Here is a 23,835-nt window from a genome sequence, read left to right as displayed (position 1 = left end):
ACGGTCGACCCCGCCGGTCACCTACGCTGTCCGGCGATGATCACACGTGCCGAAGGGGCCTACCTGGGAGCGGTCCGGGCCTTCCAGAACCCCATGCTCGACCTGCTGCACAAACGGCACGCCCCGCTCGTGGTGTCCCTGCTGTCGCTGGTGTTCACCGCCGAGCGCCCCACCGTCGCGGTCGCCGACGCGCACACCGAGGTCGGCGACGCCCTCGACCAGCTGCGTTCCGCCGGCCTCGGCGACGACCTGCCCACCGGGTCCGCGCGCGACCTGTGCCGGCAGTGGGCGGACGCCGGGTGGCTGGTGCGCCAGGTGCTCGAGGACGACGTCGAGGTCTACCACCTGTCCGCGCACGCCGTCGGCGCGCTGGAGGTCGCCGGCCGCGCCGGGGGCGCCCACGCCCGCGTCTCGCGCTCCCGGGTGCGCACGCTGCTCGACGCCGTGGACCGGCTCGCGGAGGACGCCGACCCCGACGTGCTGGTGCGGATGGCCCGGCTGGACGCCGAGATCGCCCGGCTGCGCGCCGAGCTGGACCGGATCAGCCGCACCGGCACCGTGGACGAGGTCGACGACGACACCCTGATGGAGGAGGCCGAGAACGTCCTGCACCTGGTGCGGGAGCTGCCGGCGGACTTCGCCCGGGTCGCCGAGTCGATCAAGTCCATGCAGCGCGACGTGGTCACCGCCCTGCGCCAGGACGAGCGCCCCACCGGCGAGGTGCTGCGCGAGTACCTGGAGCGCGGCGAGCACGTGATGCTGTCCACCGCCGAGGGCCGGGCCTTCGCCGGCGCGCTGCGGCTGATCGGCGACCCGCAGCGGCTGGACCGGCTGTCCGCGCAGCTCGACGTGGTGCTGCGGCACCGGTTCACCCGTCGGCTCGCGGCGCAGCAGCGGCTCGACCTGCACGAGATCGGCCGCCGGATCGAGCAGGGCCTGGAGCAGGTGTTCGCCGCCCAGCGCGAGGCCTCGTACGTGATCACCGCGCAGGTGCGCAACCACGACCCGCTGCGCGACCGGCAGGTGGACGAGCTGCTGCGCGACGTGATGACCGGCATGCAGACCTGGGTGCCCGGATCGCGGCGCGGGCAGGCCGTCGACCCGCTGCGCCGGCTGCCGGTGGCCGAGGTGGACCACCTGCGCCAGACCCCTGGCGACCTGCGCCCGCCGCAGGCCCCGGCACCGCTGGTCGAGCGGGACGAGGACGACGACCCCGCCGCCGCCGACGAGGCGCTGGCCTGGGGCGGTCCGCGCTACGCGGACCTGAACGCGCACCTCGCCGCCCTGGCGACCGCCGGGCAGCCGGAGGTGGACGTGGCGGCGGCCTTCGGCTCCGCGCCGGAGACCCTGCGCCGCCCGGTGGACCTGCTGGGCCTGCTGGAGATCGCGCACCAGCTCGGCATGACGGAGACCGGCCAGATCGCCTACGTCGAGGCGGTCCGCCCGGACGGGACCCGCCGGCGGTTCGCCTTCGGCGGCGTGACGGCACGAGTGAAGGACGAGACCCATGACTGACACCACCACGACGCCGGACGAGGTCGAGGTGCCGGGCGAGGACCCGTTCATCGCGCCCGTGTCCATGGAGGACGACCCCGCGGAGCTGTTCGCCGGGGACTCCGGCACGCTCGACGCCGAGGTGCGCCGCGTGCTGGTCCGGCTGCTCCAGCGCCGGTTCCTGCTCGCCGAGAAGAACCGCCAGCAGTGGCGGGTGCTGCTGGACAACCAGCAGGTGATCGAGTCGCGGCTGCACGACCTGTTCGTGCACCTGGTGGTCGACCACCAGCGGGGGATCGCCTACAAGCGGCAGGTGCGCTCCGCCGAGCTCGACGTGCCGGTGCTGCTGCGTGACGACGCCTACTCGCGCGCCGAGACCCTGGTGCTGGTGCACCTGCGCACGGTGTTCCAGCGCGGGCACGGCGCGGGGGAGACCTCCGTGCGGGTGGACGTCGAGGAGATCGAGCAGACCGCCCTGACCTACTTCGACCCGGACGACACCAACGTCGCCGCCCGGCAGCGCGAGGTGCGTGCGGCCGTCGCCCGCCTGGCGAAGGACGGGCTGATCGAGGAGGAGTCCGAGGGCCGCTACCGGGTGACACCGTTGGTCGAGATCGTGCTGAGCAACGAGCACCTGGTCGAGCTGCGGGACTGGCTGCGCGCGCAGAACCGCGGGGAGAGCCTGGCGACGGTCGACGAGCCCGAGATCGAGGAGCCCGAGCCGGTCGACGACGAGCCCGAGATCGACGATCCGGATCCCGAGCCTGCCGACCCCGCCGATCCCGCCCCGGCGACCCCGGCCCCGAGCGAGACGCACATCCCCACCGGCGGCGACCTGGACGCCCCCGCGGACCACCCGACGCTCGACCTGACCGACGCCGACATCGACCCCGAGACCGGCACCGCCGAGGAGGCCGCACGATGACCATGGTGGACTCCCTGTTCGGGCTGATCCCGGCGGCCTCCACCGGCCAGCAGTGGGTGGCCCGCGACCTCCAGCTGGTGAACTGGGGCGGCTACGACGGCCACCACCGGGTGCGCCTGGCGTCCACCGCGACGCTGCTGTCCGGCGGCTCGGGCTCCGGCAAGTCCACGCTGATGGACGCCTACATCGCCCTGCTCATGCCGCACACCACGCCCTTCAACGGCGCGTCCAACGGCGGCGTGGTCGGGCGTCCGCGCGGCAAGGACCAGCGCAACATCTTGTCCTACGCGCGCGGCAAGCTGGACGAGTCGCGCACCGAGGACGGCACCCGGCAGCGGGTGCTGCGCGGCGACGGCGTCGACACCTGGTCGGCCATCGCGATGACCTGGGCCGACCAGTCGGGGCGCGAGTTCTCCGGCGTGCGCGCCTGGTACGTGCCGTCCACCGCCCGCACCCTGGAGGACGTCGTCGCGGTGCGTGCCACCACCGACGGCACGTTCGACCTGCGCGACCTGGAGGATGCCGCGGTCGACCGGCTGTCCCGTACCGCGATCACCCATGCCGGGCTGACCGCCTACGACACCGACCGCGAGTTCACCGCCCGCCTGCACTCCACCCTCGGCATCGGCGCGGCGGGCGACGGCACCAAGGCGGTCGCCCTGCTCGGCCGGATCCAGGCCGGGCAGCAGATCACCACGGTTGACGCCCTGTACAAGGCGATGGTGCTGGAGGAGCCGAGCACCTTCGCCACCGCGGACGCCGTGGTCGAGCAGTTCGACAAGCTCAGCGGCACCCGCGAGCAGATGATCACCGCCCGGCAGCAGGTCAAGGCGCTGGAGCCGATCCGTGCGCACCGCGCCGCCGTGGACGCCGCCGCCGAGCGGCTGCGCGTGATCGACCGGACCGGCGCCTTCGACGACGCCGCGTCCCCGGCGGCCCTCTGGCGGTTCGAGCGCCGGCTCGGCCTGCTGCGCGCCGTCGAGACCGATCTGCAGCGCGCCCGCACCGGCGCCCAGCGGCAGGCCACCGAGACCAGCAGCCGGGTCGACGCCGCCCGTGCCGAGCTCGACGGCGTCAAGGAGACCCTGTGGGCCTCCGGCGGCGACAAGCTCGCCACCGCCCAGCGCGAGCTGCGCGGCGCCGAGGACCGCCTCGACCGGGTGCGTGCCGCCCGGGAGAAGATCGGCGAGGTGCTGGCCGCCGCCCTCGGCGTCGGGATCGCCTCCGAGGCCGACTTCGCCGATCTGAGCGCCCGCGCCCGCGACGCGCTGGCCGACGGCGACGCCAAGGCCTCCGCCCGGCGCGGCTTCGGCGACGCCATGACCGAGAAAAAGGCCGCCGGCGTCGACCTGGCCGTGCTGGAGTCCGAGCGCGCCGAGGCCGCCAAGGGCCAGGGCAGCATCCCGCTCGACCTGCTGCGCGCCCGCGCCGCCCTGGCCGAGGCGGCCGGCCTCACCGCCGACGACCTGCCCTTCGTCGCCGAGCTGATCGAGGTGCGTACCGAGCACGAGCCGTGGCGCGAGGCCTTCAACCTGGCGCTCGGCGGCTTCGCGACCCGGCTGCTGATCGACATCGCGCACCTCGGGGCGTTCCGCAAGGCGATCAACACTGTCCCGGTGGCCCGGCGGATCCGGTTCGAGGGCGTGCCCACCGACCTGCGCTCCGACGTCGCCCTGGACCAGCGCACCCTGCCCGGGCGGCTGGACTTCCGCAGCGGCCCGTTCACCGGCTGGCTGCGCACCGAGCTGGCCAGCCGCTACGCCTACGTCTGCGTCGACACCGCCGGCGAGCTGTCCCAGCACGCCAAGGCCCTGACCCGTTCCGGGCAGGTGTCCGAGGGCAAGCAGGGCGCGCACGGTGGTGGCGGCCGGCCGAACGTGCTCGGCTTCACCAACACCCGCCGGCTCGCGTACCTGGACGAGCAGATCGCCCGGTCCCGCGAGCGGCTCGCGCTGGCCGAGCGCCGGGTGGACGACGCCGAGCAAGGCCTGGACCAGCACGAGGTCGAGCTCGGCGCCTACCGCGCGGTGGACGAGACCACCTGGGCCGAGATCGACGTCGCCGGCGCCGAGGCCGACCGGGCCCGCTGGGCGCAGGTCATCGAGGACGTCACCTCCGGCAACCCCGAGGTCACCCGGCTGCAGAAGCGCGCCGACCAGCTCGAGAAGACCATCCGGTCGCTGAGCGAGGAGCTCGGCCGCACCAAGGGCACCGTCGAGGCCCTGGGCGAGCGCTGGTCCGCCACCTCCGACGAGGTCGACGTCGCCCAGGCCGCGCTGGACGCCGCCGAGGACGCCGAGGTGGTCGTGGCCGACGACCAGCGCGCGTACCTGGACGGGCTGATCGACGCCGGCAGCGGCACCGCCGAGGACGCCTCGCCCGCCGAGGCGCTGGCCGCCTTCGACGCCACCGTCGCGCGGGCCTCCGAGCTGCTGCGCGCCGACCGGCAGCGGGCCGAGCAGACCGTCGGCACCTCCCGCGAGGCGCTGCGCCGGGCGTTCGAGACCTTCGTCGAGCGCTGGCCCGACCCCAACCTCGGCACCGACCCGGACGGCTCCTACGCCGACTTCGAGCGGATCCTCGGCGAGCTCGAGACCAACGCCCTGCACGAGCTGGAGAGTGACTGGCGCAAGAGTCTACTCCGGCTGTCCGGCAACGACCTGACCGACCTCCACAACGCCCTCGCGCGCTCCGTGCGGGAGATCAAGGAGCGGATCCGGCCGGTCAACGACATCCTCGCCGACCTGCCCTTCGCCGACGACGACCACCGGCTGCGGATCGACGCACGCGACACCCAGTCCACCGTCGTCGCCCGGTTCCGCAAGGAGCTGCGCGACCTGCACGAGCTGCTGTCCACCGACGCCACCGACGCCGAGCGCGAGAAGCGCTACCTGCGGATGGCCAAGGTGATCGACCGGATCCGCCGCACCGCCCCCGACTTCGCCGACCTGGTCGACGTGCGCCGCCACGTGCGGCTCAGCGCCGAGAAGGTCGACCTGGAGGGCAACCACGTCGCCCTCTACGACCACATCGGAGAGAAGTCCGGCGGCGAGTCGCAGGAGCTCGTCGCGTTCATCGTCGGCGCCGCCCTGCGCTACCAGCTCGGCGACGCCGGTGCCGACCGCCCACGCTACGCCCCGGTGTTCCTGGACGAGGCCCTGATCAAGGCCGACGCCCGGTTCACCGGCCGCGCCGTGGGCGCCTGGCGCGGGCTCGGCTTCCAGCTCGTGATCGGCGCGCCCAACGACAAGTTCAGCGCCCTGGAGCCGCACGTCGACGTGAAGTACGTCGTGCTCAAGGACGCCGCCGGGAGGTCCCGCACCAAGCCCCTGGCCGGCGTGGCCCCCGAGGCCTGACGGCTGCTTTCCCTCCCCGCCCTTCCCACGAGGTCGGTGGTTCTGCGGCCTGCGCGGCGTGTCGCGCAGGCGTGTCGTGCACGAACCACCGATCTCGTTGGCTGGGGGAGGCAGGCTGTGCGTCCCCTGTGCGGGTGAGCGAGTGCGGCGGGCGGGTGAACGGCAACCGTTCTCCAGTGGTTGACCTGCGGCGTCGCTAGCGTCCGGACCGGCGGCAGCTGCCGTCGACACGACGGTCGCGCGTCGTCGCGCGGTAGGGGGAACCGTGGTCCGGATCAGTGCTGTACGCAGTGCAGTTGCCTTGGTCACCGTCTTCGCGTGCACGGCGGTCATGGTGGTCAGGGACCCTGGGTTCCCGGCCGAGGCCGCCGAGATGCCCACTGCTGCGGTGGCTGCGACCGACACACAGCCTGTCGAGCGTGAGCCATCTCCGCTCACCCTCGCGCTGGAGGACGACGGCACGACGCTCGTCGCGCGTGGGACTGGTGACGACCCCACGCAGCCGGTGGTGATCCAGGCCGACGACGGCGCGATCCTGGCGACCTGCGTCGGTGAGGACGAGTGCGCGGTCGAGGTGCCGGACGACGAGTCGGGGTCGTTCATCGCCCGAGCGGGGGACTCGTTCTCGGAACCGGTGGTGGCGACCGAGCCCACACCGGCGGAGGTCGCAGCGCCTGCTGACCCGGTGACAACGCAGGCCGCAGCGCCGGTGCTCGGCACCGCCCTGGATCTGACCGAGGGCACCAACGGCGGCTGGGGTCTGTCCATCGGCACTCGCGTGAACGAGTACGAGCACAAGGACGACCAGGGCTACTGGTGGTACAGCACGCCGTACACGGGCACGAGCACCTGGTACGAGTTCTACGCGACGGCGACACCAGGAGCATCGATCCCTGAGGGCGCCTACCTCCGAGTCCGCGACTTGGTCACAGGCCACCACGTCTGTTCGGACGACGAGCTCCCGTTCGAGTGCCACAGCCCGTACTACGCCACCTACGACGGCCCGCAGCATGACGTCGCCGTCGAGATCGCCACTTACGACGGCGTCTCGGAACCCGTTGTCGTGGCGCAGTTGGTCTACGACGGCTGGTATGACCGAAGCCTCAACCTCAGCTTTACGGCACCGCCGCACATCCGTGCGGGCGACACGATCCACCTCACCGCGGACATCTACCTCCCGCCGGATACGGACGGGCTGTACGAGACCTACATCCAAGAGGTCGGGTCGGGCGACATCCTCGCCCGGTGCACCTCGTTCCCGTGCGAGGTGGACACCGTCTACTACACAGGCGTCCGCAGCTATCGGGCATTCGTCGCCTCGACGGAGGATCCGTCCCGGATCGCGTTGATGACCGCGCCACGTGTCGTGCCGCGGGGGACATGGACCACGGGGATCTACCAGTACGGTCCGGTGCAGGGCGGTCGGGTGGCAGTCATCGCTCCGCCAGACCAAGAGGTCGGCAAGACCGCCGGTCACTACGCGGTGTACATCGTCGACGTCACCGCGGACAAGGTGGTGCACAAGTGCACGACCGGTCACTGGTGCATCGCCACGGTCGACGCCACCCAGGGCCACGCCTACGGCAGTGTCGTCGCGGCGTCGAGCGGTGTGGATGACGACATCCAGGCCGTCAGTCCCACGGTCTACGTGCCGTCCTCGGACGGCGGGACGATGCGCAACGGAGTGCGCTGGGAGACCTCCGGCGGGTACAACCCGTCGATCCCGAGCTGTCAGACCTGCGCCGGCGACCCGGTGAACACCTATACCGGCGAGTTCTGGGACTCGGTCTCCGACCTGACTCTCGGAGATCTCGCCGTGACGCGCAGCTATGGCTCCACGCTGGGTTCGGTCGACGGGCCGTTCGGGCATGGATGGGCCGACTCGCTCGGCATGCGCGTCGAGAGGACGGCGTCAACCGGGGGTGCCACATTGGCCGACTCGTTGCAGCTCGTCGTCGTCCAGGAGAACGGCTCCTTCGTCCCCTTCGCCCGCACCGAGGAGGGCTTCGCCACCGCGCAGCGTGTCCAGGCGACCCTGGAGGAGCGTGACGACGGCACCTACGCCTTCGCCCGCAAGGACGGCCTGACCTACGTCTTCGCCGCCACCGGCGAACTCACGCAGATCGCCGACCGCAACGGCAACACCCGCACGCTGACCTACGCCGACGGGCACGTCGCGCGGATCGCCGACGATCGTGGTCGGTTCATCGACCTCACCTGGACCGACGGGAACGTCACCGCCGCGACCGACAGCACCGGCCGCACGGTCTCGTACACCTACGACGCCGCCGACGACCTGGTGAGCGTCACCGCGGTCGACGGTGCTGTGACCACCTACGAGTACGACGCCGCCCACCGCGTCGTCGCGTTCAGCGACGCCCGCGGAGCTCGGGTCGAGAACGTCTACCAGGACGAGCGGGTGGTCGAGCAGACCGATGCCCTCGACCGGGTGACGACCTTCGCCTACGACATCGACGCGAACGGCGACGGGACCACCGTCGTGACCGCGCCGGACGGGTCGAAGACGCGCAGCACCTACGACGACGGCGCGGTGGTCGCGCAGACCGTGGCGCTCGGCACGGACGCCGAGGCGACGACGACCTACGGCTACGTCGACGGGCTGCGGGTGTCCACCACGGACCCGCTCGGCCACACCACCACCGTCACCTACGACGCGCGGGGCAACACGACCTCGGTCACCGACCCGCTGGGCCGGACGAGCACCACCACCTACGACGCCATGGACCTGCCGCTGACCAGGACCGCTCCGGACGGTGCCACGACCGCGTTCACCTACGACGAGCACGGGAACGCGGTGTCACGGACAGACCCGGACGGTGCTGTCACGACCTTCACGGTGACCATCGACGGGTCCGTCGCCACCGCGACCGACGCGCTCGGTCTGGTGACGTCGTTCGACGACGACGCGGTGGGCAATCTGGTGTCGTCGACCGCCCCGGACGGCGCGATCTCGGCTGCGACCTACGACGCCACCGGACGGCTCACGTCGACGTCGGACCCGCGTCAGGTCGGTGCCGCTCCCGGGCAGTTCACCTCGACCTACGCCTACGACGCGGCCGGCCGGGTGCTGTCGTCCACCGATGCCACCGGCGCCGAGACGTCTTTCACCTATGACGCGGCAGGCGCTGTGCTCACGACGACCGACGCCGAGGACGCGGTCACGGAGACCGAGTACGACCTGGCCGGTCAGGTCACCGCCGTGGTCGATGCATCGGGCGGGCGCACCACCTACACCTACGACGACGCGGGTCGGGTCCTCACGGTGACCTCTCCAGGCGGTGGCGTGACGACGTACACCTACGACGCGGCGGGCAACCGGACGACCGAGACCGATCCGCTCGGCCGCACGACGACGACTGAGCACGACGCACGGGGCCGCGTCGTCGCAGTCGTGGCGCCGTCGGGCGCGCGGACGGTGACTGCCTACGACGCCGCTGATCAGGTGGTTTCGGTGATGGCGGCCGACGGCACGGCGACGACCACCACCTACGATCTCGCGGGCCGGGTGGCGTCCGTGACGGACGCCGACGGACGGGCGATCAGCAACGGCTACGACGCTGCGGGTCGGCAGACCTCGGTGACCCGGGCTGACGGCTCGACGCTGACCTGGACGTACGACGCGGATGGGCGGTTGTCCACGGCGACCGACGCCGACGGAGGGGCGACGACATACACCTACGACGCGGCCGGGAACGTCGTCTCCCGTGTCATGGACGGCGGCACGGTCACGCTCGCGTACGACCTGGCTCGCAATCTGACCAGCCAGACCGCTGCCGACGGGACGGTGACCACCTACTCGGTCGACGCCGCTGATCGCGTCACCGGCATCGACTACCCCGAAACCACCGGGGATGTCACGTACACATATGACGCGACTGGTCGACTGATCGAGACCAGCGATGCCACCGGCACATCGACCCGCGCCTACGACGTGCTCGGGCGTCTCACGGCCGAGACCCGCGCCGGTGCGCTCGTCGCGTACGAGTGGGACGGTGACGGCAACCGGACCGCCGTGACCTACCCGGACGGCACGCGCACGACGTCGGTGTACGACGCTGCCGGTCAACTCGCGACCCTCACGGATCCGATCGCGGGCACGATCGACTACGACTGGTCCGTTGACGGGCGGCTCGCTCAGATCGACTTCCCCAACGGGGTCAGCACGGGGATCCAGCACGACCCAGCCGGACAGCTGACCGGTTCGACGACCGTGGACGGGTCAGGGGCATCCCTGCTCGACCTGGCCTACGCGTACACCGACGCTGGTCTGCTCATCGAGCAAGCCACCACCCGGGGTGCCACGACAGTCGTGTCGGAGTATGCGTGGGACCCGCGCGGTGTGCTCGACGAGGTCACGGGACACCTCGCCGGGGACGTCGCGCTGACGGCGGGCGGCAAGGTCACCACGCTGGACACCGGGACCTCGTTGACCTACGGCGACGACGGCTCGTTGGTGTCGAGCACGGCACTCGGGGTCACCACCTCGTACGACGTCGATGGGCGCGGCAACCGCATCAGCGAGGTCACGGGCGACCAGGCCCGGACCTTCATGTGGGATGCGGCGAATCGGCTCGTCTCGGCGTCGAGCGACGGTGTCGACCACGCCTACACGTACTTCGCGGACGGCCTGCGCGCCACCGCGAGCAGTGACGGGTCGTCCGTCGCCTACTCCTGGGCGACGCAAGGAGCCGTCGCCGAGCTGCTGACGGACGGGGCGTACCGGTATGTCTACGGTGCCAGCAGCAGCCCGATCGCACAGGTCGACTCGGACGGCGAGGTCGAATACCTCCATGGCGACCTGACCGGCAACGTCCGGGCGGTCACCGATGCGGGCGGCGTCGTCATCGCGGCGTCGGACTACTCGGCCTATGGGGTCGAGTCGGGGGCGGCAGGCGTCGCCGTCTCGGAGGTGACGGCATTCGGCTATGCCGGTGAATACACCGACGACACCGGGCTGGTCTATCTGCGAGCTCGCTACTACGACCCGGAGACGGCGCAGTTCCTGAGCGTCGACCCGATGCTCGACGTCACGCAGATGCCGTACGGCTACACGGAAGGGAACCCTCTCCAGATCACCGACCCGCTCGGACTGATCGACTGGGGTCTGGTCGGCGCTGCCGCTGCGGTCGGCGCGGGGATCGCCCTCGCCGCAGCCTGTGTCGCATCGGTCATCTGCGGCGTGACCGCCGGGGTCGGCGTCGTCGTCGTGACCGCGAGCGCAGCGACCGTGACTGCGGTCGCCGCGACCGGTGCTGTCGCAGCCGGCACCGGCGTAGCGTTGGCGCAGCGGTACCAGGAGGACGAGTGGTCTCGACGGAGCAGCTCGCGCGGGCCGGACTGGAAGACGCCTCGCGACAACACCGTTCAGAACAAGCAGTTCAGAGACGCTGTACAAGCTGCTGAACGACAGATCGGTCGACGGCTGACGGAGGAGGAACAGACGCAATTGCACCAAGCGATCACCAAGCAAGGCTTCGGCTTCCACGACATCGTGGAGGAAGCGGTGTGCATGTTCGGAGGTGCCGGGTGACGCGGGGCGACGAGGCTCGAGCAGCCTTGATGTCGGCGCTCCACGCGCTTGTGGGGAAGCGGGTGTGGGAACCGGACATCGGCATCGGCAGCTTCGTCACGATGAACCTCGGTGGCACCCGCGTGAACTCGCTGGGGCGGACGATCGGCGAGTACTACCTGTGGGTGTACGGCGCACGGTGGATGATGCGGCACGGGTCGTCGGTGATAGCGACGTCGCACGACACCGCGGCGACGATGGAGCGGGCCGCTGCGCGATTCGACGGTGAAGCGGTCGTCAACGCGGAGTTCGATCCTGAGGGGCCGTGGTTGGCGATCACGCTGACGGGTGATCTGATGCTCCTCGTCGGGCCGACAGCAGTGCCGGACATGGTGAGCTGGCTACTTTTCCTGCCGGACGGGAACGTGATCTCTTCCGGGCCAGGTGCCGCACTCGTGCATAAGTCGGCGAGCAGGTAGCGGTCTCACCGCGCTCGGTGTGCGATGAGAGGATTCCCTCCGGTCTCGTCGAGGCGTCCTCGCCGAGCCTCAGTCCTCCGCGTCCCCGTGCGCGATGTGCCGCAGCTCCCGCCAGATCGCCACCACGAACACCGCCGACCCCGCGAACGCGAACCAGAACGGCGCCGTCACCCCCCAGTGCTCCGCGAGCACCCCGCCGAGCCCGGACCCGATCACCAGCCCGCCGAACACGCCGACGGTGTTCACCGATCCCACGCGCCCCTGCAGGGCGGTCGGCACGGCCCGCTGCCGGACGGTGACGGAGGTGGTGCCCCAGACGAAGGTGTGCGCGCCGAAGACGAAGAAGATGACCATGGCGACCCACGGGCGGGTGGTGAGCGCGAGGCCGAGGTGCGTGAGGGTCTCGACGATCAGGCCGATCCGCATGAGGTTGCCGAGGCTGACCCGGCGGGTGATCCAGCCGTAGGCGGTGGTGGCGGCGAGCCCGCCGAGAGCGCTGATCGTGGTGAGCAGGCCGTAGCCGACCTCGCCCATGCCGAGCCGGCGGGTGGCGTAGAGGACGAGCACGGACCAGGCGGCGCCGAAGGTGATGTTGAAGGTGAAGATGGTCAGCACGAGGGTGCGGACGGCGGCGTGGTGCCGCACCCAGCGCAGGCCCTCGGCGATGTCGGCGCGGATGTGCGACCGCGGTGCGTCGGGGTCGCGCGGGGCGGCGGCCGGCAGCACGACGCGTGAGACGAGCAGCGCGGCGAAGGCGACGAGCACGGCCTCGCTGACGAAGGGCCAGAAGGCGCCGGCGGCGAACAGGGCGGCGCCGACCGGCGGCCCGGCGAGCTGGTTGACGGTGATGAAGCCGGTCTGGAGCCGGGAGTTGGCGACGGCCAGGTCACGCCGGGCGACGAGCATGGGCAGCAGGGTCTGCGCGGAGTTGTCCGCGAACACCTCGGCGGTGCCGAGCGCGAAGAGCACGCCGAGCGCGACGGCGATCGAGACGTGCCCGGTGGCGATCGTGGTGACGAGCACGCCGAGCACGGCGACGCGGATCAGGTTGACCACGACGACGATCCGCTTGCGGTCCAGCCGGTCGGCGAGCACGCCGGCGAGCAGGCCGAACAGCAGCGGGGGCAGCCACTGCAGGGTGGCGCCGAGGGCGACGAGCCGGGCGTCGTCGGTGAGCGAGGCGATCAGCAGCGGGCCGGCGGCCAGCGCGATCCCGTCGCCGAGGTTGCTGGTCCAGGAGGATCCGAGCAGCCAGCGGAACGGGATGCCGAGCCGTCGGGGGACCAGGGTCTCGACGATGCGGCTCACAGGGGCGAGATCGTAGCCGGATCAGGGCCGCGCGGTCGTCCGGAATTGCGTCCCGCCCGGGGTGCACCGGGGCGCGCGGCTAGACTCGCCGGTCGTGAGACGCCGTGCGGGACGAGCCCCTGACGTGCGGGGCACGTACCGCGAGGTCCGGCTGCGCCGCTCGCCGGCCGACCTGCTGACGCTGCTGGTGGCGACGCTGGTGTCCCTGGTGGGCGCGACGGCGGCGAAGATCGCGGACCGCACCCTGGCGGGCCTCAACGCGGACATCACCGACGGGTTCGCGGCCGTGTCGCGCCCGGTGGCCTTCGCGGTGCTGGTGGGAGTGCAGATCGCCTACCTGGCGCTGGTGGTCGGGGCGCCGGTGGCGCTGCTGGCCCGGCGGCGGTTCGGGCTGCTGCTGCGCACGGTGCTGGCGGTGACGGCGGGGCCGGTGGCGTTCGCGCTGCTGCGCCGGTTCCTCGGGGACGGCGAGACCGGCCCGCTGGTGCCGCTGGTGGACGAGTCGCACGCGGGGGTGGACTGGCCGCCGACGCCGCTGGTCGCCGCCTTCGCTGCGGCGGCGGTGGTGCTCTCGCCGGCGTTCTCCCGGTGGTGGCGGCGCACGGTGTGGGCGCTGCTGGTGGTGCTGGCGCTGACCCGGGTGGCGACCGCGACCGGTGCCCCGCTGGACGTGGTGCTGGCGATCGGCACCGGCGCCGCGGTCGGCGCGTTCGTGCTGCTGGTGCTGGGGCGCAGCGACTACGCGCTCACCCCGACCGGCGTGCGGCAGGTGCTGGCCACCGGCGGCCTGCCGGTGACCGAGGTGGAGCGGGTCGGCGACGGCCCGGGCCGGTACCGGGTGCTGCCGGTGGCGCGCGCGGGCGAGACGCCGTGCCCGGTGGACGTGAAGGTGCTGGACGAGCACCAGTGGCGGGTGGACCGGATCACCCGGGCCTACCGGCGGGCGCGCTGGCGCGGCGTCGGCGACGACAGCCCGTTCGCCTCGCCGGGGCGTGCGGTGGCGGCGGAGGCGATGGTCGGTCTGCTGGCGGCCTCACGAGACGTGCGGGTGCCGGCGGTGCGGGCGGTGGCGCGCGCCCCGCGCGGGGAGGCGCTGCTGGCCACCGACGCCCTGCCCGGGCGCTCCCTGGCGGAGCTGCCGGTCGACGAGGTCACCGACGACCTGCTGGACCGTGCCTGGCAGCAGGTGGCCCTGCTGCGCGCCGCCCGGGTGGCGCACCGCCAGCTCGACACCGACCACGTGGTCCTGGGCGAGGACGGCGCGGTGCACCTGCGCGGGCTGGACCGCGGCGAGCCCGGCGCGGAGGACTCGCTGCTGGCCGGCGACGTCGCCGAGCTGCTGGCGGGCACCTCCGCGATCGTCGGCCCGGAGCGCGCGGTGGCCGCGGTGGACCGGACGCTGGGCCGGGGGATCCTCGGCGAGGCGCTGACCCGGCTGGTACCGGCGGCGCTGACGGCGCCGACCCGCGCCGCGCTCAAGGCTTCCGAGGACGGCTTGCCGCCGCTGGTGACGGAGGTCTGCCGGGTGACCGGCGTGGACGCCCCGGTGTTCGAGGACGTCGAGCGGATCAAGCCGCGCGTGCTGCTGATGGGCGCCATGCTCGGCGCGGCGGTGTACTTCCTGGCCCCGCAGCTCACCGACCTGCCGGCGATGCTGGACGCGGCCCGCGGCGCCGACCTGAAGTGGGTGCCTCTGGTGGTGCTGGCCTCGCTGGCGACCTACGTCGGCGCGGCGCTCGGGCTGGCCGGCGGCACGCCGGGGCGGGTGTCGGTGCCGGAGGCGACCGGGGTGGCGCTGGCCTCGTCCTTCGTGGCGACGTTCTCCCCGCCGGGCGTCGGGCAGGTGGGCCTGAACATCCGCTACCTGCAGAAGCGCGGCTTCCCGACCGCGGTGGCCGTCTCGGCGAGCGCCGCCAAGGAGACCGCCGTGCTGGTGGTGCACCTGACGCTGCTGGCGGCCTGCGCGGTGTGGGCCGGGTCGACCGGCGTGCTCCAGGGGGAGATCAACAAGCTGCCGCCGCTCGGGATGATCGCCGCGATCGTCGGCGTGGTGCTCGGGCTGGCCGGGCTGGCGCTGATGCTGCCGAAGGTGCGCGCCCAGATCTCCGGGCGGCTGGTCCCGGCGGTGCGCGCCTCCGCGGAGGCGATGGCGGGGGTGCTCGGCGATCCGGGCAAGCTCGCGACCCTGTTCGGCGGGGTGGTGCTGCTGCCGCTGGGCTACGTGGTCTGCCTGTACGTGTCCGTGCGCGCGGTGGGTGCGGACGCGTCCTTCGCGGCGGTGGCCCTGGTGTCGCTGACCGCCGGCACGGTGGCGACGGCGGCGCCGACCCCGGGCGGCATCGGCGCGGTGGAGGCGGTGCTGCTCGCCTCGCTCACCGGCATCGGCGTGCCCTCGGCCCCGGCGCTGGCCGCGGTGCTGGTGTACCGGCTCGCGACGTTCTGGCTGCCGATCGCCCCGGGTGCGCTGGCGTTCCGCTCGCTGACCCGGCGCGAGGTGCTGTAGCGGCTCAGCTCGGCTGCGCGTGCACCGATCGCACCACCAGCTCCGGTGTCGGCGACCCGGCGGGCACCCGGTCGGGGAAGTCGAACAGCCCGAGGATGATCTGCACCGGGTAGTCCGGCGCCTGCTCGACCACCCGGGTCACCGCCCCGTCGATCCGGAAGGTCAGCCGTCCCGGCGCCCAGTCCACCGCGTAGGCGTGCCAGGCCGCGACGTCGATCGCCCGCACCGGCGCGTCGAACTCCTCGTGCAGCAGCGGGTCGCGGAACGGGTGCACCCCCGACCCGACGGCGGCGGACCCACCGGCAAGCGTCTCGCCGAACACCTCCACCAGGCAGATCTCCCCGGAGCGCTCCGGCACGTCCTCGATCCCGACCAGCCAGGCCGAGAACATCGATCCCGGGCCGATCGTCGCGCGGCAGACCACCTCGACGGTGCCGAGGAACGGCGTGCAGCCCCAGACCGCCGGCTGCTGCTCGCGCACCACGAGCCCGTCGCGGAACGGCTGCTGCCCCTGCGTCGAGCCCACCGGTCCGGACCAGGTGCCGCTCTGCACCGCGGACACCCGCAGCGGCTCGGGGTGCAGGTCGGGGCACCAGCGCGGGTGCTCCGGCGGCAGGCTCAGGTGCAGGCCGTCGGCGTCCGCCGCCCAGGTCGCGGCGGCCTCGGCGCGGGAGGACCAGGCGGGCAGGTGGGCGGCGGTCCAGACCGCGGGATCGAGCCGGTCGAAGCGCTCGTCGATCCCGCGCGGCCCCGGTGCGGCGATCGTCATGCCGCCCAGCGTAGGCCCGCCCTTGCTCAGTGCGGCTAATGGCATTAGCCTTCGTGCTATGAACATGAGCCACATCGAGATCGAGGGTCGCCGGGTCGCCGTCGAGGTCCGGGGGAGCGGCCCGCTGGTCGTCTGCTCCCCCTCGATGGGCGACCTGCGCGACGCCTACCGCCCGCTGGCCGACGCGCTGGTCGCGCAGGGGTACCGCGTCGCCCTGCTCGACCTGCGCGGGCACGGCGACAGCGACACCGGCTTCGCCCGCTACGGCGACGAGGCCACCGCCGACGACCTGCTCGCCGCGGTCGACGCGCTGCGCGGCCCCGAGGACGGCCCCGCCGTGCTGGTCGGCGCGTCGATGAGCGCCGCCGCCGCGGTGATCGCCGCCGGTCGGCGTCCCGAGGCGGTCGGCGGTCTGGTGCTGCTCGGCCCCTTCCTGCGCACCACCGGCGGACGCGCCCTCGCGCTCGCCCTGCGCCTCGCGCTGCTCCGCCCCTGGGGCCCCGCCGTCTGGCGCGCCTACGCCGCCCGCCTCTGGCCCGGGCTCGGCCGCGCCGCCGCCCGCCAGCGCGCCGCCGTCACCACCCGAGCGCTCACCCGGCCCGGGCGCTGGTCCGCGTTCCTCGCCACCACCCGCACCGATCACGCCGTGGTCGGCCCCTGGCTCGAGAAGGTCACCGCCCCCGCGCTGGTGGTGATGGGCGAGGCCGATCCCGACTGGTCCGACCCGCGCGCCGAGGGGGAGTGGGCCGCCGGAGCCGTGCGCGGCGACCTGCTCCTCGTGCCCGGCGTCGGCCACGCGCCGATGCTCGAGGCCCCCGAGGTCGTCGCCCCGGCCGTGCTCGCCTTCCTGGAGGAGGTCCGTGATGGCGCGCGCCGGTCTTGACCCGCAGATCGTGGTGCGGCGGGCCGCCGCCGTCGTCGAGGAGCACGGCCTGGAGGCGCTGACCCTGTCCCGGGTGGCCGCCGACCTCGGCGTGCAGACCCCGAGCCTGTACAAGCACGTCGGCGGGCTGGACGACCTGGTCGAGCGGATCGCCACCGCCGTCACCGCCGACCTCGCCGCCGCCGTCGGCGACGCCTCGCGCGGACGGTCCGGCCGGGACGCCCTGGAGCACGTCGCCGCCGCCTACCGGGAGTTCGCCCGCGTGCACCCCGGCACCTACCCGCTCACCCAGCGGCACCGTGACGCGGCCGCCTGGCAGGACGCCGCCGGGCAGGCGATCGACGCGATCGTGGTCGCGCTGCACGGCTACGGCATCACCGCCGAGGACGTCGACCGGATCCGCGTGGTGCGCGCCGCCCTGCACGGCTTCGTCGACCTGGAGCGCTCCGGCGGCTTCGGCCTGCCGTCCCCGGTGGACCGCAGCTTCACCCTGCTGGTGGACGCGCTGGACGCGACGCTGCGCGCGGTCTGAGGGGCTGGGGCGCCTACGGTACGACCGTGACCGGCCAGCGCGCCCCGCGCACCAGCCGCACCGCGATCGACCCGGCGACCCGGTGGCCCAGGCTCTCCGAGGAGCCGACGACCACGCAGTCCGCGCGCAGCTCGTCGGCGACCTCGGACAGTACCTGGTACGGATCGCCCTGCCGGACCAGCAGCTCGATCTCCACGCCCTCGTCGGCGGCCTCGGTGCGCGCCTGTCGCAGCATCTGCTCGATCCGGTCCTGCTCGCGCATCGCCAGCGCCCGGCTCGCCCCGGTCGAGTCCATGAACCCGGCGAGCCCGCCCGCCGGCACCCGCGCATAGACCACCACCAGGCGGGTGCCCCGGCGGCGTGCCGATCCCATCGCGTACGCCGCCGCGCGCAGCGACGTCTCCGAGCCGTCCACGCCGACCACGATCGCGGACTGCTTGCGCCCCGACATCTCCCACCACCTTCGATCCGCCCCGAGGCTATCGGCGCACCGACCTCGGCGTCCGGGTCTTCCGTCGTGCCCCGGGCCACCTACTGTGGTCCTGGTCATCGATGAAGGAGCGCGGGAGAGAGCCGATGAGCAGCACGGGCAACGTCACCATGCGGGACGTCGCGGAGGCGGCGGGCGTCTCGACCAAGACGGTGTCCAACGTGGTCAACGGCTACCCCTACATCCGCCCGGAGACCCGCGAGCGCGTCGAGGCGGCGCTGGCCGCGCTCGGCTACCGGATGAACGTCTCCGCGCGGAACCTGCGGCAGGGGCGGACCGGGATGATCGCGCTGGTCGTGCCGGAGCTGCGCTCCCCGTACTTCGCCGAGCTGGCCGACTCGGTGATCACCGCCGCCGACGCCCACGGCCTGCGGGTGCTGATCGAGCAGACCGGCGGCGACCGGGACCGCGAGGTCGAGGTGCTCCAGGGCGCGCTGCGGCACCTGGTGGACGGGGTGATCTTCTCCCCGCTGGCCCTGCACACCGACGACCGCCAGCGGTTCGCCGTCGAGTTCCCGCTGGTGCTGCTGGGGGAGTCGGTGTTCGGCTCCGCCGCCGACCACGTGACCATGAGCAACGTCGAGGGCGCCCGCGCCGCCACCGCCCACCTGCTCGGCCTCGGCCGGCGCCGCGTCGTGGCGCTCGGTGCACCCACCGACGACCGGCCCGGATCGGCCACCCTGCGCCTGGAGGGCTACCGCGCCGCCCTGGCCGACGCGGGCGTCGCCGTCGATCCCGCCCTGGAGGTCGCCGCCGCCACCTGGCACCGCGCCGGCGGCGAGCGCGCCGTGCTCGACCTTTTGGACGCCGGGATCGGGTTCGACGCCGTCTTCGCCTTCAACGACGCCCTGGCGCACGGCGTGCTGCACGCCCTGCACCGGCGGCGGGTCGCGGTGCCTCAGGACGTCGCCGTGGTCGGCTTCGACGACACCGAGGAGTCGTCCTACTCGACGCCCACGCTGACCTCCGTCGAGCCGGGTCGCGCCGAGATCGCGCGCACCGCGGTCGAGCTGCTGGTGCAGCGGTCGGCGGGGGACGGTGCGCCGCACGAGCCCGTGCTGGTGACCGCGCCGTTCACGCTCCAGGTCCGCGAGTCCTCCGGGGCGTGACCGGCTCTGGACCGACCGGGGGGCTCAGCCGATCAGGTGCAGGTCCTCGATCGGGTTGAGCCGGTAGCCCACCCCGCGCACCGTCGTGATCAGGGCGTCCAGCCCGGACTTCGCCCGCACCCGGCGCACGTGCACGTCCACCGTGCGGGTCACCGGGGACAGGGTCTGCCGGTGCCAGGCGCTCTCGTACAGCTCCTCGCGGGTGACCACCCGGCCGGCGGCCCGCGCCAGGTACACCACCAGGTCGAACTCCTGGAGGGTCAGCGGCACCTCCGCCCCGTCCACCAGCAGGCGGCGGCCCGGCACGTCGATCAGCACCGCCGGCCCGGTCGGCAGCCCGGCGAGCAGCCGCTCGAAGTCACGGATGCGGGGATCGGGCAACGTCGCGGCGCGCGGGCCGGCGGCGGTCGGCAGGTCGGGGACGGCGCGCAGCACGCGCGGTGCGGCCGTGCGGTGCGGGGCGAGCGGACGGGTGATCGGCTGGACGGTCATGACGGGCTCCACGGGACGGGTCGCCGCCGCTCGCGTCACGGGGGACCGAGGGGGTGGCGGCGCGGACGCCTCACGGGGCGCCCGGCGGGATGCTGACGGCTGGGGTGGCGGTCAGGCCCGACAGAGCACGCGGGCGCACACGAGGGAGCACCGCAGGGTGCTGCTCGTCTCGGGTGCGCCGGTCATGGCACGGGAGTCTGGCACGGCGCGCCCGCGATCGGCAGTGCGCACCCGGGGAGATCTCACCCACCGGGACGAGGTGACGCCCAGCGCTCAGGGTGTGGGCGCGTCCGTCGCCTCCGTGCTCGCCTCGTCGGCCTCGGGGTCGGGGTCGGGGACCGCGACGGGCCAGCGCTCCCGGTCGTGCACGGTGGCCTGCGCCTCGGGGTCGATGTCGACCAGCTGCCAGTCCAGGATCCGCCGCGAGGTGGGGTCCCAGCGCAGCAGGGTCATCTCGGCGATCCCGCGCAGCGGCCCGATCCGGGGTGCGTCGTCCACGGCGCCGGCGGTGGAGGCGTTGATGTACCGGATGCCGTCGCCGACCTGCTCCGGGTCGGTGCGGGTGTGGAAGTGCCCGGAGACCATCGCCGGGATGCAGCCGTCGGCGAAGATCGCCGGAGCGATCCGCGGGTTGTGGAAGAGCGCCAGGTCCACCCCGTCGGCGGAGTCCTCGCAGGCCTGCACCAGACGCTTCGCGACGTCGGGGTAGGACTCGTCCTGGGTGGTCTCGGCGGCGACGCGGGTGACCTTGGGGTCGTGGTCGCCGATCAGCCGCATCCCGGCGACCTCGATCACCTCGCCGTCCAGCACCGTGGCGCCGGCGCGGGCGTACTGCTCGGTGGTCTGCGGCGAGTCGTGGTTGCCGGGCGCCGTGACCAGGGTGACGCCGTCCGGGATCGCGCGGGCGATCGTGCTCACGCAGTACTGCTCGACCGAGGTGCCGTTCATCGTCGTGTCGCCCGCGTCCAGCACGATCTGCGCGCCGGAGCGCTCGGCGAGGGTGGTGATCAGCGGGGCCATGCCGACGTTGCAGTGCAGGTCGGAGATCACCAGCAGGGTCACCGGCTCGGCGGTCTCGTCGTCGGTGGGGCTGGGCGTGTCGCTGGGGCTGGGGTCGTCGGTCGGGCCGGGCTCGTCGGTCGCCGCCACGCTCTGCTCGTCCCCGTCCGGCTCGTCCTCGCCGGCGGCGTCCGCGGCCTCCCACTCGTCCCACGCCGCCACCAGCGCCTCGTCGGCCCGCTGGTAGAACTCCTCGTTCTCCCGGTAGGCCTGCACCACCAGGCCGCCGTAGGTGTCGATGATCCCGCCGAGCCGCCCGGTGATCCGGGCCCCCTCGAGCGGGGTGTCGTCGAACACCGCCGTCGTGCGGCCCTCCGGCTCACGGTTGCGGGCGCGCCCCGCCTCGCTCGCGGTGGCGAGCCCGCCGACCAGCACCACCACCAGCGTCCCGGCGACCGCCTGGTGCCGGTGCGCGTGCACGGCGGCGAGGATCTCCCGGCGTCGCGGGGGGCCGAGCAGGGCGCGCGCCGCCCAGCCGAGCACCACGAAGACCGCCAGCAGCACCCCGGTGCGGGCCAGCGCGTCGCGGACCAGCGCCCAGGCGGCGTCCTGGATCGTGGCCTGCGGGCCGGTGAAGAACTGGAGGTAGCCCTGGAGGTCGCCGGTCAGCGCCTGGAGGGTGTCGACGCCGTCCAGCGCGTCGATGTCCTCGGGGATCTCCTCCACCGTGACCCGTGCCCCGAGGGTGAGCGGCAGCGGCGAGTCGATCACCAGCGTGCCGAACGGCCCCAGGTCGATGGTCACCTCGGAGTCGGTGGTCACCTCGTAGAGCGCCTCGTGCGGACCCAGGCTGGACTCCGCGCTGGCGGTGGTCACCCCGATCACCAGCGACACCAGCAGCGCGACCAGGCCGAGTCCGAGCCAGCGACCCCAGCGGCGGCGGCGCACGCCGGGCGGCGGCGTCGGGTGCCCGCCGCCGGGCCAGGAGGTCGGCCACCAGGACGGCAGGGCCGCGAGGCGGCGCGAGGTCCGGGTTCCGGGGGTCGGGTCGGGCGGGGTGCTGTCGGCGGCAGAGGTCATCGGATCCGAGCCTAGACGCGTGCGCAGGTCCCCGCCCTGTGCTACCCCGGTGCCATGGCCACTCCCGCCGGCGCGCCGGACACCCACGCCGAGAGCACCCTGACCGTCGTCGTCGCCCTCGCCGCCAACGCGCTGGTCGCCCTCGCCAAGACCGTCGCCGCCGTGCTCACCGGTGCCGCCTCCATGCTCGCCGAGGCCGCGCACTCCTGGGCCGACACCGGCAACGAGGTGTTCCTGCTGGTCGCGCAGCGCCGCGCCGCCAGGCCTGCCGACCGCTCGCACCCGCTCGGCTACGGCCGCGAGGTCTACGTCTGGTCGCTGTTCGCCGCGATCGGCCTGTTCGCCGTCGGCGCGGGCGTGTCGATCACCCACGGCATCCAGGAGCTCGTGCACCCCGCGCCCGCCGACTCCTTCCTCGTCGCGTACGTGGTGCTCGCGGTCGCGTTCGTGCTGGAAGGCGTGTCCTTCCTCCAGGCGTGGCGGCAGGCGCGGGGCGCGGCGGCACGGCGGGATCAGGACCTGCTCGAGCACGTGCTGGCCACCTCGGACCCGACCGTGCGCGCGGTGTTCTTCGAGGACGCGGCCGCGCTGGTCGGCCTGGTGATCGCGGGCGCGGGGATCGCGGCGCACCAGATCACCGGATCGACCGTGCCGGACGCCGTCGGCTCGATCCTGGTCGGTGTGCTGCTCGCCGTGGTCGCGGTGGTGCTGATCGACCGGAACCGCCGGTTCCTGGTGGGGGAGAGCGTCGACCCTGCCGTGCGGGCGGCGGCGGTGCGGATCCTGGCGGCGATGCCCGAGGTGGCGCGGGTGACCGACCTGCGCCTGGAGGTGGTCGGCGCCCGGCAGGTCTTCCTCACCGGCGCGGTGGACCTGGTCGGCAACCTGCCGGAGGACGACGCCGCGCACGTGCTCGCCCTGCTCGAGCGGCGGGTCCGCGAGCACCCCGGCGTGGTGGGCGCCGTGCTGTCCCTGGCCGAGCCCGAGGAGCCCACGCTGGTGGTGTGAGACTCGTCCCACCCGTGCCGGTGAACCTGTGCCCGCGCCGGGTGGAACCTCAGAAATCTGTTCGTAACCTGTCAGGCGACAGGCGTAGACTGCCCACGAGGGCTCGACGCCCGCGCCCGGACCGCCGCGCTGACGCGCAGCCCCGGATGACCTCCCAGGTCCACGTCTCGCAGAGGCGTCGCCGTGCCCTCGCGTGGTTCCGGCGACCCCGGCACTGCGCGCCCGGAACCACGGCTCCGCACGAGGAGCCAGAGAACAGCCCAGGAGGGCCCTCGATGAACATGTCCATCGCCCGTGCCGGTCGACCGTCCACCCGCACCCTCGCGGTGATCGGCGCCGCCGCGACGACGGTCGCCCTGCTCGCCGGCTGCGCCAGCGGCAACACCGCCGGCTCCGCCTCCTCGGACGAGCCGTCCGCCGAGCAGACCGCCGCGTCGACCGAGGTGCAGGTCATCGACCAGACCAACCTGCTGCTCGTCTCCGCGCAGGAGACCCTGGAGGCCCGCGGCCTCGTCGTGCAGGTGGCGGACGCCTCCGGCCAGGGCCGCACGATCGACGACCCGAGCCAGTGGGTCGTCGTCACCCAGGACCCGAAGTCCGGCTCCGCCGAGAAGGGCGACGAGGTCACCCTCACCGTCCGGATGACCACCGACCCGATCGGCTGATCTGAGCCCACGGGAATAATCGCTGGACCACCGGCGCTGTACCGGGCGAGACTGAGATCTCCCGGCCTGCGTGGTGGTGGCAGCATCCCACCGCGAAGGGTCGGCCCGGACGCGGAGCACGCTCCCCTTGAGAGGGGTGGACGGACGCGGTCCGGGTGGCTCGTCACCGACGGTCTCCAACCAGGCCGAGACGGTTCAAGCCGCGCGTGAGAA

15 protein-coding genes and 1 pseudogene are annotated in these 23,835 nt (G+C 73.3%); 11 read left to right on the top strand and 5 right to left on the bottom strand.

Features of this window, described 5'->3' with window-relative positions; translation table 11 throughout:
* Positions 1-36 precede the first annotated feature (36 nt).
* From ACZ5HG_RS10560 to ACZ5HG_RS10540, 5 genes and pseudogenes are all read left to right on the top strand, one after another.
* A complete protein-coding gene (locus ACZ5HG_RS10560) occupies positions 37-1,515 on the top strand; it encodes a DUF3375 domain-containing protein (protein WP_464175934.1) in 1,479 nt (492 codons plus the stop codon).
* Positions 1,508-2,167, top strand: a pseudogene (locus ACZ5HG_RS10555) (DUF4194 domain-containing protein); the annotation flags it as partial. The gene ACZ5HG_RS10560 and the pseudogene ACZ5HG_RS10555, both read left to right, overlap by 8 nt.
* A gap of 248 nt (positions 2,168-2,415) precedes the next feature.
* Positions 2,416-5,775 (top strand): ATP-binding protein, encoded by a 3,360-nt coding sequence (locus ACZ5HG_RS10550; RefSeq protein WP_464175932.1) that lies wholly within the window; start codon positions 2,416-2,418, stop codon positions 5,773-5,775.
* Positions 5,776-6,076: 301 nt separating this feature from the next.
* Positions 6,077-11,326 carry an RHS repeat-associated core domain-containing protein gene (locus tag ACZ5HG_RS10545; RefSeq protein WP_464175930.1) on the top strand — a complete coding sequence of 1,750 codons (5,250 nt, stop codon included), beginning with the start codon at positions 6,077-6,079 and terminating at the stop codon, positions 11,324-11,326.
* Between the two features lie 29 nt (positions 11,327-11,355).
* The gene (locus tag ACZ5HG_RS10540) at positions 11,356-11,784 is read left to right on the top strand and encodes a hypothetical protein (RefSeq protein WP_464175928.1); all 429 of its coding nucleotides are present in this window, start codon (positions 11,356-11,358) and stop codon (positions 11,782-11,784) included.
* 69 nt (positions 11,785-11,853) lie between these two features.
* Here the strand turns inward: ACZ5HG_RS10540 and ACZ5HG_RS10535 are convergent, their stop codons facing one another.
* Positions 11,854-13,092, bottom strand: a complete 1,239-nt coding sequence (locus ACZ5HG_RS10535) for an MFS transporter (protein ID WP_464175926.1) — start codon at positions 13,090-13,092, stop codon at positions 11,854-11,856.
* Positions 13,093-13,216: 124 nt separating this feature from the next.
* On the opposite strand from ACZ5HG_RS10535, the gene ACZ5HG_RS10530 reads away from it, so the two are divergent.
* On the top strand, positions 13,217-15,595 hold the full coding sequence (locus ACZ5HG_RS10530) for a lysylphosphatidylglycerol synthase domain-containing protein (RefSeq protein WP_464175924.1): 2,379 nt from the start codon (positions 13,217-13,219) through the stop codon (positions 15,593-15,595).
* A 4-nt stretch (positions 15,596-15,599) separates the two neighbouring features.
* Here ACZ5HG_RS10530 and ACZ5HG_RS10525 read toward each other — a convergent pair whose 3' ends face one another.
* Positions 15,600-16,364 (bottom strand): glycoside hydrolase family 16 protein, encoded by a 765-nt coding sequence (locus ACZ5HG_RS10525; RefSeq protein ID WP_464175922.1) that lies wholly within the window; start codon positions 16,362-16,364, stop codon positions 15,600-15,602.
* 58 nt (positions 16,365-16,422) lie between these two features.
* On the opposite strand from ACZ5HG_RS10525, the gene ACZ5HG_RS10520 reads away from it, so the two are divergent.
* Both ACZ5HG_RS10520 and ACZ5HG_RS10515 read left to right on the top strand, forming a co-directional pair.
* Entirely contained in the window at positions 16,423-17,247 is an 825-nt protein-coding gene (locus ACZ5HG_RS10520) for an alpha/beta fold hydrolase (protein ID WP_464175920.1), read from the top strand.
* Entirely contained in the window at positions 17,228-17,779 is a 552-nt protein-coding gene (locus tag ACZ5HG_RS10515; RefSeq protein WP_464175918.1) for a TetR/AcrR family transcriptional regulator, read from the top strand. Before ACZ5HG_RS10520 ends, ACZ5HG_RS10515 begins: the two co-directional genes overlap by 20 nt.
* A 13-nt stretch (positions 17,780-17,792) precedes the next feature.
* On the opposite strand, the gene ACZ5HG_RS10510 is transcribed toward ACZ5HG_RS10515, so the two are convergent.
* A complete protein-coding gene (locus ACZ5HG_RS10510) occupies positions 17,793-18,230 on the bottom strand; it encodes a universal stress protein (protein ID WP_464175916.1) in 438 nt (145 codons plus the stop codon).
* A gap of 125 nt (positions 18,231-18,355) precedes the next feature.
* Between ACZ5HG_RS10510 and ACZ5HG_RS10505 the strand changes: the two genes are divergently transcribed.
* On the top strand, positions 18,356-19,378 hold the full coding sequence (locus ACZ5HG_RS10505) for a LacI family DNA-binding transcriptional regulator (RefSeq protein ID WP_464175914.1): 1,023 nt from the start codon (positions 18,356-18,358) through the stop codon (positions 19,376-19,378).
* Positions 19,379-19,402: 24 nt separating this feature from the next.
* Here ACZ5HG_RS10505 and ACZ5HG_RS10500 read toward each other — a convergent pair whose 3' ends face one another.
* A complete protein-coding gene (locus ACZ5HG_RS10500) occupies positions 19,403-19,870 on the bottom strand; it encodes a winged helix-turn-helix domain-containing protein (protein ID WP_464175912.1) in 468 nt (155 codons plus the stop codon).
* A 273-nt stretch (positions 19,871-20,143) separates the two neighbouring features.
* A complete protein-coding gene (locus ACZ5HG_RS10495; protein WP_464175910.1) occupies positions 20,144-21,949 on the bottom strand; it encodes a metallophosphoesterase family protein in 1,806 nt (601 codons plus the stop codon).
* 54 nt (positions 21,950-22,003) lie between these two features.
* On the opposite strand from ACZ5HG_RS10495, the gene ACZ5HG_RS10490 reads away from it, so the two are divergent.
* The gene (locus ACZ5HG_RS10490; RefSeq protein ID WP_464175907.1) at positions 22,004-22,957 is read left to right on the top strand and encodes a cation diffusion facilitator family transporter; all 954 of its coding nucleotides are present in this window, start codon (positions 22,004-22,006) and stop codon (positions 22,955-22,957) included.
* A gap of 275 nt (positions 22,958-23,232) precedes the next feature.
* Complete coding sequence (locus tag ACZ5HG_RS10485) at positions 23,233-23,622, top strand: PASTA domain-containing protein (RefSeq protein WP_464175905.1); 390 nt, start codon at positions 23,233-23,235, stop codon at positions 23,620-23,622.
* The last annotated feature ends 213 nt before the right edge of the window (positions 23,623-23,835 follow it).

It is taken from the genome of Cellulomonas sp. GTC20042 (assembly GCF_055389595.1).
The sequence above is the reverse complement of the archived record's forward strand: the minus strand, read 5'-3'. Positions and strand labels throughout refer to the sequence as shown.

Excerpts from the sequence above, each read along its gene's own strand:
- ACZ5HG_RS10560 (WP_464175934.1), top strand. The coding sequence starts at position 37 with ATGATCACACGTGCCGAAGGGGCCTACCTGGGAGCGGTCCGGGCCTTC.
- ACZ5HG_RS10550 (WP_464175932.1), top strand. The coding sequence starts at position 2,416 with ATGACCATGGTGGACTCCCTGTTCGGGCTGATCCCGGCGGCCTCCACC.
- ACZ5HG_RS10540 (WP_464175928.1), top strand. The coding sequence starts at position 11,356 with ATGTCGGCGCTCCACGCGCTTGTGGGGAAGCGGGTGTGGGAACCGGAC.
- ACZ5HG_RS10525 (WP_464175922.1), bottom strand. The coding sequence starts at position 16,364 with ATGACGATCGCCGCACCGGGGCCGCGCGGGATCGACGAGCGCTTCGAC.
- ACZ5HG_RS10520 (WP_464175920.1), top strand. The coding sequence starts at position 16,423 with ATGAACATGAGCCACATCGAGATCGAGGGTCGCCGGGTCGCCGTCGAG.
- ACZ5HG_RS10515 (WP_464175918.1), top strand. The coding sequence starts at position 17,228 with ATGGCGCGCGCCGGTCTTGACCCGCAGATCGTGGTGCGGCGGGCCGCC.
- ACZ5HG_RS10510 (WP_464175916.1), bottom strand. The coding sequence starts at position 18,230 with ATGTCGGGGCGCAAGCAGTCCGCGATCGTGGTCGGCGTGGACGGCTCG.
- ACZ5HG_RS10505 (WP_464175914.1), top strand. The coding sequence starts at position 18,356 with ATGAGCAGCACGGGCAACGTCACCATGCGGGACGTCGCGGAGGCGGCG.
- ACZ5HG_RS10500 (WP_464175912.1), bottom strand. The coding sequence starts at position 19,870 with ATGACCGTCCAGCCGATCACCCGTCCGCTCGCCCCGCACCGCACGGCC.
- ACZ5HG_RS10495 (WP_464175910.1), bottom strand. The coding sequence starts at position 21,949 with ATGACCTCTGCCGCCGACAGCACCCCGCCCGACCCGACCCCCGGAACC.
- ACZ5HG_RS10490 (WP_464175907.1), top strand. The coding sequence starts at position 22,004 with ATGGCCACTCCCGCCGGCGCGCCGGACACCCACGCCGAGAGCACCCTG.
- ACZ5HG_RS10485 (WP_464175905.1), top strand. The coding sequence starts at position 23,233 with ATGAACATGTCCATCGCCCGTGCCGGTCGACCGTCCACCCGCACCCTC.